The organism is Vibrio salinus, from assembly GCF_021272385.1.
In the GTDB taxonomy this organism is placed as follows: Bacteria; Pseudomonadota; Gammaproteobacteria; order Enterobacterales; family Vibrionaceae; genus Vibrio; species Vibrio salinus.
Genome location: NZ_JAJSDZ010000005.1, coordinates 558,976 through 575,006, shown reverse-complemented (window position 1 = coordinate 575,006; position 16,031 = coordinate 558,976). Strand labels below are relative to the sequence as shown.

Sequence of the window (16,031 nt, the reverse complement as noted above, 5' to 3'; positions counted from 1 at the left end):
TTATTTTGTATGGTACTGTTCACAGGCAAATAACGTGTTTTCAATCAGAGTTGCAACAGTCATCGGGCCGACGCCGCCGGGAACCGGGGTAATAAAGCTTGCTTTTTCTTTTGCATTTGCGAAATCGACATCGCCGATTAATTTACCATTTTCCTGCCTGTTAATACCGACATCAATGACAACCGCCCCTTTTTTTATCCACTCTCCGGGGATGAAGTTTGCCTTACCAACAGCAACAACAACGATATCTGCCTGACGAACGTGAGATTCCAGCTCTTTGGTAAAACGGTGGCAGGTTGTTGTCGTACACCCGGCAAGCAGCAGTTCTAATGTCATAGGCCGTCCGACAATGTTTGATGCACCGACAATTACTGCGTGTTTGCCTTTGATATCAACATTGTAACGCTCCAGCAGAGTAATGATCCCTTTAGGGGTACAGGAGCGAAGTTTTGGGATACGTTGTGCGAGACGGCCGACGTTGTATGGATGGAAGCCGTCGACATCTTTTTCTGGATTGATGCGTTCAAGGATGAGTGTAGAGTCCAGCCCTTCAGGTAAGGGTAACTGAACCAGAATACCATCAATTTCAGGATCATTATTCAGCGTGTCAACCAATGACAGCAATTCATTTTGTGATGTTGTAACAGGAAGGTCATACGATTTAGAAACAAACCCTACTTCTTCACAAGCCCGGCGCTTGCTTCCGACATATACCTGTGATGCCGGATCTTCACCGACAAGAACAACAGCTAACCCGGGTGCTCTGAGACCAGATTCAACGCGGGATTTTACTTTCCCGGCAACTTCTGCACGGACAGTTTTGGAAATCAGAGTTCCATCAATGATTTGAGCAGTCATGACTTTCCTTTCGAAAAATAAGTAACGAAAATTTTTGAGCATTGTCGCAGATTCTACAGCTAACTTCTACAGGCAAACGTTTGCCTTGAGGTGTTTTTCGGCACTCAATTTTGTTTTGTTCCATTTTTAAGCATTTAAATCATAATATTATACAAATGGATTGATTTCGTTATTTTTACTCGTATAATTCATCCCCGTAGCGCGCTCTTAGCTCAGCTGGATAGAGCACCTGCCTTCTAAGCAGGTGGTCGCAGGTTCGAATCCTGCAGGGCGTGCCATTATTTCTGGCGTTAGCAAGTTAGTACTTGCTAACGCCTTTTTTGTATGTCTTAAAAGGATTGATTTAAGGGCTAGGTTAGGCTATTAGGTCATTCTTTTTATGAAGTAACACGAAAATGGTAAAAACATCCCGATTCAACGGGATGTTTTATCTATAAAATTTAGCTTAACAAGCGGCAACTTTTTTATTTGACATCAGGCTAAAGAGTGGGCCAATACATATCGCGGAAAACATAATTATCACGCCGGTTAATTGCTCAGGCGATACATTCTCACTGTTAACCAACCCAAATATCACTGCAAATACTAAATCCATATTTAGTATCAAGGCTGTTTGGATATTTCCCACTCTGTTTTGATATTTGATTTGGAGAAATAGGCAAAATGCTGACGATAAAACGCCAACAAATAAAATGGTAAGAAAGACAGGAGCCGACCCCAAAGATTGAATATCACCTCCGCTTAAGGAACAACTCAAAACAGCAGAACCAAAAAACAACTGATAGAAAACAAGGGTCACTCTGTTTACCTTTATATTTTCAGAAAGCTTGCCTGTTAATACAATTGAGCAGGCTATTGCTAAAGCTGATAATATTCCCCAGAAATATCCCGATGTCATTGAACTTGAATCATTTCCCAATATAACCCAGGTACCAATTAAAGCGAGTATGATAGCAATTGAGTCAACTTTACTGCTTTTTTTAATTCTAAATACAAATTGTACAACAGGAACGAAAGCAACATTCAAAGAGACACAGAAAGCGGTTGTCGCTGAGTTCAATGTTTTGAGTGCGATGGCTTGTGAAACCAAAGAGCCTGTACTTAGTAACCCAAGTATCAAACAGATAACGGCGGTATTACGATCTATTTTTGTCAAAAATCGCCATGTGAAAGGCAAAATGACGATCGTTGCAATCGCCATTCTTCCCCAAATATAAGCCAAAGGTGAGATATTGGAAACGATGTTGTGTGTCAGTGGAAAGCCAGCGCCCCAAAAAATAGGAATTAATAGAAGTGAGAGTAATGCTTTGATATCTAATGTCATAATTTTATAACCTCCTGTCTACAAAATCTGAACATTGAATTTGCCCATATGTGCAATAGAAATATCACTGGCATTAGTGCACAGAGAGCATTGTCTAAACTAACAATAATGGCTTTTATCTTTACCGAAAGAAGCTTTTCTCAAACCACGAAACATCAAGTAGTCAGGCATACAGGCTGATATATTCATTATGCAAATCTGGTAATATATCTGAACTTTCTGAAGAGACGCCTTTCCCACTACCATTGCCCGGTCTCATATTAGCAATAACTGTCCTGTTTCGTTCTTTAATATAAGGGAATGGTTTTTCGAGAAAGCACAATGTCATCATGTAGAATTCACTATAAAAGATCAATGTTTTATTTTTAATTTCAATGTCTTCCAGGGATATGACCGCGAATCTCATATTGACAGGGCACTCATGCATCTGTATAGGTATACAGTTGTATGGGTAACCAGCTTAATACCGGATAGGTGACGTATTATTATGACGATAAGATATTTGGAACAAGGGATCAGAGAACTGGTCGATGGCTTTATTTCGGCGGGTTGCCCTTCGGTAAGGGAACAGACGATTGCTGAGCGGCGTCAGGGATACCTGGACAGTGTTTATCTGGCCGGAGAAAAAGAGGCTGTTTTTCAAATTCAGGAAATCACCATTGATGGTATTACACTGAGAATTTATAAGCCATCGGATAAAAAAGGGCTTCCTGTTGCTGTTTATTTTCACGGTGGCTGCTTTGTTAGTGGTGGGTTTGATACTCACGACAGTCAGTTCAGGGCATTGGTAAATAAATCTGGTTGTATTCTTATTGCGGTAAAATACCGTTTAGCTCCGGAGAACATTTATCCTGCAGCCCATGATGATGCTTACCTTTCTACGCTACTGATACACAAACATTGCCAGGAATGGGGGGGCGACCCGGAGAATATCATCTTGGTTGGTGATAGTGCCGGAGGCCATTTGTGTCTTGTTACCTCTTTGCGGTTAAAAGAACGTTCCGGCTGGCTGCCGGCAAAACAGATTCTTATCTATCCGATGCTGGATGCTACTGCATCCGGTCAAAGTTACCGGGACAATGGTAGAGATTACATTATTACCAAAGATACGTTAATGACAGGTTATGAGATGTATTTTCAGGATACAGAAAAGACGCATCCGGAAGCCAGTCCGCTATTCAGAACGGATTTGGCGGGGCTTCCCGAAACTCATATTCTTACGGCGGAGTTTGATCCTTTGGTTGATGAGGGCGAACAGCTATACCGCCGTCTGATTAGTGCCGGAGTAAATGTCCAGTGTCGGAGATATTTAGGCGTCATTCATGGTTTTTTCCAACTGGCAGGGGTCAGTCAGGCCGCAAAAGAATCCATCACTCATGTAGCTGAAATTCTTAAGTTCAGATAATTACTGAAACCGGCAAAAGAGAGCTCTATTGATTATCTCAATATTCCGTGCTGAGTTTTTTTTGTATGAATTCAATGAAGACCCTGACTTTTTCCGGTAGGTGCTTTCTTTCCGGATAAACGGCATAGATCGCATGATCAGGCAGTGTATATTCAGGAAGCAGTGGTATCAGCGTTCCGTTAGCCAGATAATCTGAGACGATAAAGGTCGGCAGTTGTCCAATACCCAGTCCCTGAAGCAATACCTCAGCAATGGCATCGCTATTGTTAACGATAAAGTTTCCTTTCGGCTCAACCTTAAACGGCTTTCTATTTTTGTAGAATGTCCATTCTACGCCTGCCTGAAATAAGCTGTAATAGATGCAATTATGTTTCAATAGTTCTTCAGGATGAAGTGGTTTATTGTTTGTGGCAATATAGCTTGGTGAAGCACAGAGAACACTTTGACAGTCTGAGAGTTTTCTGGCGATAAGTGACGAATTTTTCAGTTCTCCTATTCGTATTCCAACATCAAATGCGCCTTCTATCATATCGACAATCGCATCGTTCATACTCAGAGAAATGTGAATATCCGGATAACTTTCAAGAAACTCCTTAATATGAGGAACAAGATGAAGGCGTGAGAATGTCATTGGCGCATTAATTTTTAATGTTCCTTTGGGTTTTCCCTGATATGCAGATAATTCGGAAAATCCGTCTTCGGCAAGGGTCAGTGCATTTCTTGCGTAATCTGAAAAGCGCTCACCGGGTTCGGTTAGGGTCAGTTTCCGGGTGGTACGGTTGAACAGCCGGACACTCAGGTTATCTTCCAAAGCCGATATTCGCTTACTGACCGCCGATTTTGTCATACCAAGCCGGATTGCAGCAGAAGAGAAACTGCCACATTCGACAACAGCGACAAAAACCGGAATGGCTGAAAAACAGTCTTTCATTGCCAATGTTTCATCTCTGAGGGAAATCTGAGGAAGATAGTATCACTGAATCATAAAATAACTGAAGAAATCAGAGAAACAGTTTCGGATGTTACAGGTACTGATTTTTCCTGGTAAATAGAAAGTGAATGGTATTAGACAGGCTGGTTTGATATTTCAGTTTGGTATATTCAATCACTTCAGAATTAACACTATGCTGTGTCATCAGCTTTGCGGCGATAAATAAGTCATTTGTATTTCCCAGTTTATTTTGTGCAGCTTTTAGTGTTTTTAGCCTAGTATTTTTCTTATTAAAAAGATGAGCTTCCAGTTCCAGAATGTAACGGTATTTTTTTAGTTTAACTCTGGTTTTATGGAAAGACTCAGGATGGGTGTTCAACCGATTCAACGATGCTTTTAGTTGTTTCCGTGTCTTTTTGTATTGCCGGTGAATTTCCTCAACCAGATATTCTCTTTTGAATTTGTAGGATTTTAGCGATTGTTTTAGTGCTGTAATTGCAGGAACTATGGGTTGCTGATTTATCGTATTAATAAGATGCCCGGTCAGAGTTCGTTCCTCGTTACGTAGTTTGTCAATATAAAGAGTGATATCTGGTTGTCGATGGTCTAGATTCGTCTGAATTGATTGTGCTAGCCTTATCTGAACCTCAAGGTCTCTGGGGTGCGAAAGTGTTTCAAATAAGTGCTTTGAAATCTTCTGATAGTTTTTGAGTATTTCTTTATTTTTTTCTGAAATATCGGTTTTATACAATATACATCTGGTTGCATTAAGGTGACGTATGGAAACCCTGATTTGATGAATTGTTTCGGAATCTGACTGGTGATTGCATAAGTTGCAATATTGCAGATGTACGATATCCAGATGCCCATTAATGAACCGCTTGATTGATTTCATTCTCATTTGTGCTATCAATTGTTAACAGTAATAGTGTAGTTTATCTTTTCACTCAGTCTTTATATTTAGGTGCCGGAGGCGGGAACGAAACATTTCGGGCAAAAAAAACCCTAATTAGTAGATGGAGTAATTAGGGTTATTAGTACGTTATAGCAAAGATCGAGGGGAAAACTCTTTTATTGCATAACGAAAAGTTATGTTTCATGCTGTAGGTTCTGAGTTTTCATTGCTTTTAAAGAAAATATTCAGAACCTTAAGGAGATATATTAGCTAATCTATAAACTCCACGAGAAGAGGTTAAAAAACAAACGTATTAAATTCCGTGATTAAATTCTCATTTACTTATATATGCTGTCCAACTGGATAATTAATTTTTTAAATTGTGGACGAATTCATATTTAAGTTGTTTTCCGTGTCGATCTGTTATTTTTCTCTGCTCAGAAGTGGTTTTACTTTTTTTTGGGTCAAAATTGCGATAAAAGTTCCTGTGCCCATACCAATCAGATTGATAATAATATCTTGTATTTCGAGATGATGATGATGTCCCCATATTTCGCATATTTCATGTGCCACCGGGATCATTGTGATAATGGAATAAAGTAAGTAGAACGCGAGTTCAGATAATGTCCAGTAAGTAATAACGCCAACAATTGCGTATGTCAGAAAATGAATTTCAATATGCCAGGGGGCCGCTTTTACACCGATAGCAGGTACGAAAGCGGCACTGAATAATATGGCAATGACAATCAGAAAAAGGGTCATTTTCCAGCGTTGAGGCAATAAATATGAGGTCAAAACTGTTTTTACCCGTATGTTAATTACTGTTCTGACTATAACATCTGGTGGAGTAATATTACAGATTCTTCATATTTCTCATTGTTTCTGAGCAATAACCTGTACTACGTGGCTTGGACCATTGTGTTTTATGCCTTCCTGAATATATCGTTCTTTTTCCATAAGCAATCGGAAGTGTAATGCAGGGAGCTCCTGCTTAATGATTTTGGATGAAATCATCATATTGATATTTGCGGGGCCACCTGTTTTAAAATTCAACTGTTTAGGTGTGTAAGCTTCAGCCAGATAGATACCATTTGGTTTTAAAGACTGTTCTATTCTTTGATGAAGAGATGAGCGTATTGTTTCCGGAAGATGACAAAAGATCGAAACAATGGCATCCCAACGGCTTTTACCTAAGTTGAAGTCCTGTAAGTCAGCCTGAATGAATTCAATATTAACATGATTTTCATCGGCTAGCTTTTGGGCTTTCTTGATGGCAACTGCGGAGAGTTCGACTGCAGTAACATGGTATCCCTGCTTTGCCAGAAAAACAGAATTTCGGCCCTCACCATCTGCCAGACAAAGTATATTCCCTTTTGGTATCATGTTGATATTATTTCGCAAAAAATCATTTGCACACCGGCCATATACGTATTCGTCAACGTCGTAAATATTATCCCACATTTGTCTGCACTCTATTGTTTTAGTTTTTTCTAATATATATTTTAAACGTTGTTGTATCAATCATTTCAGTTTTTGTACCATTCAGTTGGTCGGTTAACTTATCCGAATGAGTGAGAGGCTCAGTGTTTATTTCTTCGATATTCTTCACACTAAGTCTGATTAAGTTGAGGTAGAGTTAGCTTGTGTCGAGTGTATAAAAATTTAAAGCAGTGTTAGCTGCGCCACATGTTCTACCTATAATATCAATAATATATAAACTATCTTTTTTGACGCGACAATATAAATCTACGGCAACTTAGTGTTGTCATTCTGTTTGCCTGAGGTTTCCCCGGGGTAGAGTTGCGATAATTTTTCTATGCCATCATTTGAACCAGACTCGTCTTATTGAACCCCAAACGCTAAACAATGTTAACGGAGCACATCTATATGACGTTACCAGTCTCAGAAATAAGAGAACTGATTTTGAATGGTCAGGCTACTTTAGGAATTGAGCTTGGATCTACACGGATAAAATCCGTACTTCTTGATACCCAGAATAATCCAATAGCGACTGGTGGACATAGCTGGTCAAGTGAATATCACGATGGTGTCTGGACTTACTCCCTAAATAATGTCTGGAATGGAATCCGGGAAAGTTACAGGACAATGGTTGATGATGTTAAAGCAAAATACGATGTTGAGATAACGAAGCTGTCTGCTTTAGGAATCAGTGCGATGATGCATGGATATCTGGCTTTCAGCAAAGAGGGGCAATTACTGGTCCCATTTCGTACATGGCGCAATAATTTCACATTTGATGCCACTCAAATTTTAATGGAAACATTTGACTATCCGATCCCGCAACGCTGGAGTATTGCTCATTTGTATCAGGCCATATTGAATAACGAGTCACATGTTAATGAACTTAATTTTATGACGACGTTATCCGGATATGTTCACTGGCAGCTTACCGGTAAAAAGGTGCTTGGTGTCGGAGACGCATCGGGAATGTTTCCTGTTGATATCGAGATTAAAGATTTTAACCGGAATATGCAGACACGGTTTAATGAACTGATTAAAGAACATGGCTATCCCTGGGCAATCGAAGAGGTTCTGCCAGAGGTGTTATTAGCGGGGGATGAAGCCGGATATTTAACGGATGAAGGTGCAAAATTGCTTGATCCGGATGGTCGGTTAGAATCAGGATGTGTTTTGTGTCCTCCGGAAGGCGATGCCGGAACTGGGATGGTAGCGACAAATAGTGTTGCAGAAAGAACCGGTAATGTGTCTGCCGGAACATCCATTTTTGCAATGGTAGTACTGGAGAGAGAATTATCAAAAGTTCATCAGGAGCTGGATTTAGTTACGACTCCAACCGGAAAGTTGGTTGCCATGGCGCATTCGAATAATTGCTCTTCAAATATTGATTCATGGATTAAAGTGTTTAAAGAAGCGGTAGAATCTTTGGGTTTTAATGTTGAAATGGATACGCTTTACAGCACTTTGTATAATAAAGCACTGGAAGGTGATAAAGATTGTGGTGGACTTCTGGCGTATGGTTATCTTTCGGGTGAGCATATGACGCATTTTGAAGAAGGAAGGCCATTGTTTACCCGAACAGCTGAAAGTAATTTTAATTTGGCAAATTTTATCCGGGTTAATCTGCAGACATCACTTGGCGCAATGAAAATGGGTATGGATATTTTGCTAAAAGAAGAGCAGGTTAAGTTGGATAAAATGCTGGGTCATGGCGGGCTGTTCAAAACCAAAGGTGTCGGACAGCGATTTATGGCTGCGGCAGTGAATGCGCCGGTCGCAGTGATGGATACCGCCGGTGAAGGCGGCGCCTGGGGCATTGCTTTGTTGGCAAGGTATGCCATTGATAAAGACAAAGGACAAAGTCTGGAAGATTATCTGAATCAGAATGTTTTCCATAACAGTAATGAGTCCGTTATTGAGCCGGATTTGGCAGATGTCGACGGATTTGAAGTCTTTATGGAACGTTACAAAGCCGGTTTGCCCATTGAGCGTGCCGCGGTTGATCATTTAAATTAAAAATGCCGCAGAGCGGTTTGTAAGTTCAGTGCGACCAAAAGAGAAATGATTCTGATACTTCTTTTTTGGTTGCCTGATTGTGATTTCTGTGACTCAATTTCCTGACTCCTGACTCCTGACTCCTGACTCCTGACTCCTGACTCCTGACTCCTGACTCCTGACTCCTGACTCCTGACTCCTGACTCCTGACTCCTGACCCTTGACCGGTTTCTCTGTGGTGAGGCGCGGTAAACTTTGATCAAATGTTTAATAACCTAGTAAACTACTATGGTATTTGGTAATGTTTTACTCTGCACTCTTAGTTCGTGAGAAAAATTCTGGTTATGTCATTTGATCAAGTTATTTCCCATCGTCGATATGCGTCACTTCCCGAGTCTTTTTATACACGACAGTCGGTTAAGCCTCTTTTAAATCAGAACTGGATTGTCTGGAATCGCTCTCTTGCCCGGACGTTGCGCTTCCCTGAACAGCCGGATCATGTTTTATTAGAGAAACTGACAGGGATAACAGCAAAGGAGAACTTTTCTCCTTTGGCAATGAAATATGCAGGTCATCAGTTTGGTTTTTATAATCCGGATCTAGGCGATGGGCGAGGGCTTCTGCTCACGGAAATTGAAGACATCGCTGGAGACATATGGGACTTACACCTTAAAGGCGCTGGAACGACGCCTTATTCCCGGATGGGAGACGGACGGGCCGTATTACGCTCTACTATTAGGGAGTACTTGTGTAGTGAAGCTCTGCATTTTTTAGGAATCCCAACCACCCGATCTCTGGGGATGATTGGTAGCGATACGACAGTTTACCGGGAAACGGCTGAAACCGGCGCATTCCTGTTACGCATCGCCAAAACGCATGTCAGATTCGGTCATTTTGAGCATTTGTTTTATACGCAGAAATATGATGATTTGCGTCTTCTTACCGATAAAGTTATGAATTGGTATTTTCCCCAATGCCAACATCAGGAAAACCCCTATCTGAACATGTTTGGGGAAGTTATCAGACGAACTGCATCAATGATTGCGTTTTGGCAGGCGTATGGCTTTTGTCATGGTGTAATGAATACTGACAATATGTCTATTGTGGGTGAAACCTTTGATTTCGGACCGTATGCTTTTATGGATGAATATCATTCCGGTTTCATTTGTAATCATTCTGATTATGAAGGACGGTATGCATTCAATCGTCAGCCTCAGATCGCTCTCTGGAATCTTACTGCACTTGCTCATGCTCTATCACCACTTATTGATAGCGGTGAACTGGAAGAAAGTCTGGCTTCCTATGAGCACATATTGAATGAGAAATACAGTCAGTTAATGAGACGAAAGTTTGGATTAATGATGAGCATGAAAGGTGACAGCGGCCTATTTCAACATGCTCTGGAATTGCTGGAGAGTAACCGTGTTGACTATTGCGTTTTTTTTCGAACGCTTTCATCATTGGATTGTCAACCTATTGATAAAGTTATTGACTTATTTGTGGATCGTATCAGTGCAGAGCAATGGATAAAAAGGTATATTCTGCGCTGTGAGCAAGAAGTTGATTCCAATGGGTTCGTTGTTTCTGCTGAGTTAAGATGTCAGCAAATGAGGAGTGTGAACCCTAAGTATATTCTGAGAAACTATCTTGCCCAACAAGCCATTCAGGCAGCCGAACAGGGTGATTACACAGAAATTCATAATCTGCTCAAGGTATTGTCTCATCCTTATGATGAACAGCCTGAGTTTGAAGATTATGCCAAACTTCCTCCTGAGTGGGGAAAGCATCTTGAGATCAGTTGTTCGTCATAGCCGTACTGGCAGATGTGTACGTAACAAAAAGCAAAGGGTTTCAGATGGTGTTAAATGCTCGGGTTCTGGTTGTTGATGATGATCCTGATATATGTGAATTATTACAAGAGTATCTGACTCAGGCCGGTTTTTTTGTTGATGTTGTAGCTGACGGGAAGTCGCTGTTTCATTATTTAGAGCATAATGAAGAGCCGAATTTAGTGTTGCTTGATGTTATGTTACCGGACTCAAATGGTTTTCATTTGTGCAAGAAAATCAGAGAAAACTCATTGGTTCCCATTATTATGCTGACTGCTGTGTCGGATGAGGCGGATCAAATTGAAGGGTTGGAAATAGGGGCAGATGATTACATTGCTAAACCGTTTAATCCAAGGCAGTTAATTGCCAGAATGACGGCGGTGTTGCGCCGGGTTCAGTTAATGAGTGACAAGCGTGAGATTGAACTGCCGAAGCAGATTATTTTTGGTGACTGGGTATTAGATACACTGTCACAAGTTATTACTCATAGCGTATCAAAAGAAAGTTATTCGTTATCAGGCGGTGAGTTTTCACTGCTTATTCTGTTTCTTACGCATCCTAAAGAAGTATTGGATAAAAATACCATATCCTATACAACCCGGGGTCGGGAAGCACTACCGACTGAGCGTGGTATTGATGTCCAGATTAGCCGGTTGAGACAACGGTTGGGTAACAGTAAGGACTTCCCTGTTTACATAAAGACGATGAGAGGCAGCGGCTATATTCTGGCGGTTCCTGTGAGTTATGAACGATAACGATGCTTTCTAAATTTAAGATACTGCACGTCTTTAACCCTAATTTTTTGGTTAACCGAACTTTGTTGTTAACTCTGGCTGCGGTAATCTGTGCTCAGGGTATTGTTATGACCGTAATGTACCGGGATGCAAAACTTCAGCAGGTTGAAGGTATTCAGTCTGTTTCTTCAAATATGGCCGGAATGTTTGCCTCAACGGTAACGTTCTTTCAGTCACTTCCTGTCCGGTACCGGCATATTATCCTTGATCAGGTGAGAAACATGGGGGGAACCCGTTTTTTCGTTTCGATTAATAAAGAAAAACTGATTGTAGAACCAGTACCGGATTCTTCGCTTAAGAGGGCTTCTGTTCACACCGTAAAGGATGTTCTGAAACATAAACTGAATAATGTTCAATCAATACATGTGGATTTTTCTAAGCCGGAGCGGCTACGTTTAATAAAAAATGATATTTTTCTTTCTGATCTGCCAAAGTCATGGGCTTATCAGACATTGACGTTAGAACCACTGAATCCTCCTGTTCTGGTTGTGCAGATTGAGCTTAAACCGGATGAATGGATCTATATTGCGTCTTTATTACCTTCTCCTTATATCAATCTGAATATTCCGTTTATTAATAAAGAGCAGCTTTTCTCTTTGATTATGTCTACCATTCTTCTGTTGATGCTGACTTTCTTCCTGATGAGAAAACAGGTCCGGCCGTTGAATAACCTTGCCCGGGCAGCTAATGAAATGAGCATGGTTGATGAACCAAAATTGTTAGTGGAAGAAGGCGCAGAGGAAGTTGTCATTGCAACACGGGCGTTTAACCGGATGCAGTTACGAATTCGACGTTATATTTCTGATCGAGAACAGCTGTTTTCGTCCATCTCTCATGATTTGAAAACCCCTATCACAAGGTTAAGATTAAGGGCTGAATTGCTTGATGATGATACGAAAAGAACCAAGTTTAACCATGACTTAGATGATCTTGAAATGATGGTCAAAGGCGCATTACAGTGTCTCAGAGATACGGACCTGCATGAAAACGATGCCCCGATTGATTTGGTGAGTGAAATTCAGTCGATTGCCGACGCTTATAATATCGACGCCCAAAGAGTTTTCTTTTACTGCGATACAGAAGTAAGCATCATTGGAAAACCACTCGCGATCCGGCGGGCTTGCGCGAATTTGATAGAAAATGGTGTCAAATATGGTGAGCACGTAGATATTCTGTTGGGAAAAGATGAGGATTGGGTTTATCTTTCATTTGCTGATAAAGGCCCGGGAATTGAAAATTCAAAGCTGGAATCAGTATTCGAGCCTTATTACCGTATTGCAAAAGACGATTCCGGGCATGGGCTAGGGTTAGGTATTTGTCGCAGTATCATTCATGGCCATGGTGGCAGTATTGAACTGTCTAATCTTGAATCAGGCGGTCTTAAAGTAATGATTAAGCTGCCGAACATGTCGTAATAATGGAAAGAAATAATGAGGCCATTTAAGCGCATAATTTATCTGATTGTATTGAGCATTCTCTTATTCGGTCGTGCACAGGCAGGAGAAGTCGAAGTGCTTCACTGGTGGACGTCCGGAAGTGAAGGAAAAGCAATAGATGTGCTTAAAGCCAAGTTAAAACAACAGGGATATATCTGGAAAGATTTTGCCATTGAAGGGGGGGGAGGTGAAAGTGCGATGACGGTATTGGCTACCCGTGCCATATCCGGGAATCCGCCTTCTGCTGCACAAATTAAAGGTCCGGACATTCAGGAATGGGCAAGTCTCGGATTGCTGGCAAATATGAATTCTGTCGCCAGCAGGGAGCATTGGGATCACATATTACCGCCTCTGATTTCCAATACCATGAAATGGAAAGGCCAGTATGTTGCTGTTCCGTTTAATATTCACCGGGTTAACTGGATGTGGGTAAACACTAAAATTTTCAAAAAGTATCACCTCACGGTTCCCCGTACACTAAAACAGTTTTTTGAAGTGGCAGATGTTCTGAAGGCCAAAGGTATTATACCTCTTGCTCACGGCGGGGAACCCTGGCAGGATGCCACTTTGTTTGAGGTGGTCGCTTTAGATATTTTAGGTGTGAAAGACTACCAAAAGGCTTTTGTAGACCTCGACTTATCATTATTAAATAGTCCCGAAATGGTTGAGGTCTTTCGCCAGTTTAAACGGCTTTCTCACTATGTGGATTTAAATTCCCGGGGAAGAAACTGGAATCGGACATCATCACTGATAGCCAGTGGTCAGGCCGCGATGCAGGTTATGGGTGACTGGGTAAAAGGCGAGCTTTCTTCCTTCAATAAGAAAGTGGGAACGGATTATGGTTGTACGCCAGCGTTTGGGACGGCTGGCGCTTATATTTATAACGTAGATAGTTTTATCTTTTTTCAGCTTGAAAATCCGGATGATATTGATGCCCAGAAAGCACTGGCAGCAACAGTTCTGACCCCGGACTTTCAACGTATATTTAACCTTAACAAAGGGTCAATTCCCGTCCGAACTGATGTCAGTCTGAAAGGCTTTGATCAGTGTGCTTTGCAGTCTCATAAGGATTTTATTCAGGCAGCAAAATTGCATACCCTGGTACCAAGTATGGCCCATGGTATGGCAACCACAAGCTATGTCGAACGAGCGATGTACGATGTGATTTCCAGTTACTTCCATGATCCGGATTCCAAACCGGAATTGGGGGCATATCGCTTGGCGAAAGCAGTTCAGGCGGCCATGTAGTTACCCCGTTCTTTAAATTGATGGGATGATGAAAATAAGAGCCAGATCTCTTTTTCAGATTACAGGTAAAAAAATAGCTCGATCATCTTGAAAAAATCGATAATGTCCCCATTTGCTATCAATATGAGTTTTTATTTCCTGTATATTTCGACTTTTTGAGTAATATCGCTTATAGATTCGCCTCAGAGCCGCCTTATGCTCGACAGGTGGGTTATTGGTCGTTAGAATGTCGCGTCTGGAAATTTGTCTGAAGACGATTTGTCATCGTTCGCAAGCGTAATTGTAATCGAAATTGAATTGCATTTTATGTTTTGAGGGCGAGTTAAAAAATCATAATTGAGTACCTTATGGTACACACATGGATGAGGCTTTAGTTAAGTGATGACTAAGGCTCATGATGCTCACATTTATATGAGCGAGTTTTGAGGTTTATATACAATGCAAGTTACTGTTGAAACGCTAGAAGGCTTAGAGCGCCGTCTGAATATTACTGTTCCTGCTGCTAACATCGAAGATGCTGTAACAGCTGAACTACGCAACATCGCAAAAAACCGTCGTTTCGATGGTTTCCGTAAAGGTAAAGTACCTTTGAAAATGGTTGCGAAAATGTATGGTAAATCTGTACGTCAGGACGTTCTGGGCGAAGTAATGCAACGTCACTTTATCGAATCTATCGTTAAAGAAAAAATCAATCCGGCAGGCGCGCCAACTTTTGCTCCTGTAGAAAGCGAAGAAGGTAAAGACCTTGTTTTCACAGCAACGTTTGAAGTATATCCGGAAGTTGAACTGAAAGGTCTGGAAAATATTGTTGTTGAGAAACCAGCAGTGACAGTAAAAGACGAAGATGTGGAAGAAATGCTGGAAACACTTCGTAAACAACAGGCAACCTGGAAAGACGCAGAACAGGCTGCTGAAAATGGCACTCGTGTAAATATTGATTTCCTTGGCCGTATTGATGGCGAAGAGTTCGAAGGCGGAAAAGCTGAAAACTTCAACCTGGAAATGGGTCAGGGCCGTATGATCCCTGGCTTTGAAGATGGAATTGCAGGAAAAGAAGCGGGTGCTGAATTCGATATTGATGTGAATTTCCCGGAAGATTATCACGCTGAAAACCTGAAAGGTAAATCTGCAACGTTCTCAATTAAAGTGAATAAAGTTGAAGTTCAGGAGCTACCGGAAATCAATGATGAGTTTGTTGCTCGTTTCGGCGTTTCTGAAGGTGGTGTTGAGGCTCTTAAAGCTGAAGTTCGTAAAAATATGGAACGCGAACTAACTCAGGCTGTGAAACAGAATATCAAGACTCAGGCTATTGACGGTTTAGTAAAAGAAAACGAAATAGATGTTCCTGCTGCTCTTGTTGAACAAGAAATTGATACTCTTCGTCAGCAGGCTGCACAACGTTTTGGTGGAAATCCTGAAGCGGCTGCTCAGCTACCAAACGAATTGTTTGAAGAGCAGGCAAAACGTCGTGTTGTTGTTGGTCTTCTTCTTGGTGAAGTGATCAAGTCTGAAGAAATCAAAGCCGATGACGAAAAAGTAAAAGCATTAATTGAAGACATGGCGTCTGCTTATGAAGACCCATCTGAAGTGGTTGCTTATTACGAGCAAAACAAACAGTTAATGGAAAACATGCGTAACGTTGCTCTGGAAGAACAGGCTGTTGATGCCCTTCTGGAAAAAGCAAAAGTATCAGAAAAAGAGATGAAGTTTAACGACTTAATGAATTCTCAACCTGCGGCATAATAAGCAATATGTAGCGTAGAAGGTTGACTTTAAGTCACTTATTCTGCTAACAATGGTCCGTATGATACCCATCATCCGGGCCATTTATTTTAGG

The 16,031-nt window shown here is 41.2% G+C and carries 13 protein-coding genes and 1 tRNA gene; 8 read left to right on the top strand and 6 right to left on the bottom strand.

Annotation, left to right across the window (positions count from 1 at the left end; translation table 11 throughout):
- Complete coding sequence (gene folD / locus LRQ06_RS02755; RefSeq protein WP_232764911.1) at positions 1 to 858, bottom strand: bifunctional methylenetetrahydrofolate dehydrogenase/methenyltetrahydrofolate cyclohydrolase FolD; 858 nt, start codon at positions 856 to 858, stop codon at positions 1 to 3.
- A gap of 201 nt (positions 859 to 1,059) precedes the next feature.
- Between folD and LRQ06_RS02750 the strand changes: the two genes are divergently transcribed.
- A tRNA-Arg gene (locus LRQ06_RS02750) sits at positions 1,060 to 1,136 on the top strand.
- A 167-nt stretch (positions 1,137 to 1,303) separates the two neighbouring features.
- On the opposite strand, the gene LRQ06_RS02745 is transcribed toward LRQ06_RS02750, so the two are convergent.
- Positions 1,304 to 2,182 carry a DMT family transporter gene (locus LRQ06_RS02745; RefSeq protein WP_232764910.1) on the bottom strand — a complete coding sequence of 293 codons (879 nt, stop codon included), beginning with the start codon at positions 2,180 to 2,182 and terminating at the stop codon, positions 1,304 to 1,306.
- 487 nt (positions 2,183 to 2,669) lie between these two features.
- Here LRQ06_RS02745 and LRQ06_RS02740 point away from each other — a divergent pair, with 487 nt between their 5' ends.
- On the top strand, positions 2,670 to 3,587 hold the full coding sequence (locus LRQ06_RS02740; protein WP_232764909.1) for an alpha/beta hydrolase: 918 nt from the start codon (positions 2,670 to 2,672) through the stop codon (positions 3,585 to 3,587).
- A 37-nt stretch (positions 3,588 to 3,624) separates the two neighbouring features.
- Here LRQ06_RS02740 and LRQ06_RS02735 read toward each other — a convergent pair whose 3' ends face one another.
- The 4 genes from LRQ06_RS02735 to LRQ06_RS02720 all read right to left on the bottom strand — a co-directional run bounded on the left by LRQ06_RS02735 (position 3,625) and on the right by LRQ06_RS02720 (position 6,874).
- Positions 3,625 to 4,518 carry a LysR family transcriptional regulator gene (locus LRQ06_RS02735; RefSeq protein ID WP_232764908.1) on the bottom strand — a complete coding sequence of 298 codons (894 nt, stop codon included), beginning with the start codon at positions 4,516 to 4,518 and terminating at the stop codon, positions 3,625 to 3,627.
- A 91-nt stretch (positions 4,519 to 4,609) separates the two neighbouring features.
- Complete coding sequence (locus tag LRQ06_RS02730) at positions 4,610 to 5,413, bottom strand: CHAD domain-containing protein (RefSeq protein WP_232764907.1); 804 nt, start codon at positions 5,411 to 5,413, stop codon at positions 4,610 to 4,612.
- Positions 5,414 to 5,836: 423 nt separating this feature from the next.
- Entirely contained in the window at positions 5,837 to 6,208 is a 372-nt protein-coding gene (locus LRQ06_RS02725) for a hypothetical protein (protein WP_232764906.1), read from the bottom strand.
- 78 nt (positions 6,209 to 6,286) lie between these two features.
- Positions 6,287 to 6,874, bottom strand: a complete 588-nt coding sequence (locus tag LRQ06_RS02720; protein WP_232764905.1) for a class I SAM-dependent methyltransferase — start codon at positions 6,872 to 6,874, stop codon at positions 6,287 to 6,289.
- A 426-nt stretch (positions 6,875 to 7,300) separates the two neighbouring features.
- Here LRQ06_RS02720 and LRQ06_RS02715 point away from each other — a divergent pair, with 426 nt between their 5' ends.
- The 6 genes from LRQ06_RS02715 (at position 7,301) to tig (ending at position 15,937) form a co-directional block, all read left to right on the top strand.
- Positions 7,301 to 8,908 (top strand): xylulokinase, encoded by a 1,608-nt coding sequence (locus LRQ06_RS02715; protein ID WP_232764904.1) that lies wholly within the window; start codon positions 7,301 to 7,303, stop codon positions 8,906 to 8,908.
- Between the two features lie 323 nt (positions 8,909 to 9,231).
- Positions 9,232 to 10,698 carry a protein adenylyltransferase SelO gene (locus LRQ06_RS02710; RefSeq protein ID WP_232764903.1) on the top strand — a complete coding sequence of 489 codons (1,467 nt, stop codon included), beginning with the start codon at positions 9,232 to 9,234 and terminating at the stop codon, positions 10,696 to 10,698.
- A 44-nt stretch (positions 10,699 to 10,742) separates the two neighbouring features.
- A complete protein-coding gene (locus tag LRQ06_RS02705) occupies positions 10,743 to 11,471 on the top strand; it encodes a response regulator (RefSeq protein ID WP_232764902.1) in 729 nt (242 codons plus the stop codon).
- A gap of 2 nt (positions 11,472 to 11,473) precedes the next feature.
- Complete coding sequence (locus LRQ06_RS02700; RefSeq protein WP_232764901.1) at positions 11,474 to 12,925, top strand: ATP-binding protein; 1,452 nt, start codon at positions 11,474 to 11,476, stop codon at positions 12,923 to 12,925.
- A gap of 15 nt (positions 12,926 to 12,940) precedes the next feature.
- A complete protein-coding gene (locus tag LRQ06_RS02695) occupies positions 12,941 to 14,194 on the top strand; it encodes an ABC transporter substrate-binding protein (protein ID WP_232764900.1) in 1,254 nt (417 codons plus the stop codon).
- Between the two features lie 438 nt (positions 14,195 to 14,632).
- Entirely contained in the window at positions 14,633 to 15,937 is a 1,305-nt protein-coding gene (gene tig, locus LRQ06_RS02690; RefSeq protein WP_232764899.1) for a trigger factor, read from the top strand.
- Positions 15,938 to 16,031: the final 94 nt, after the last annotated feature.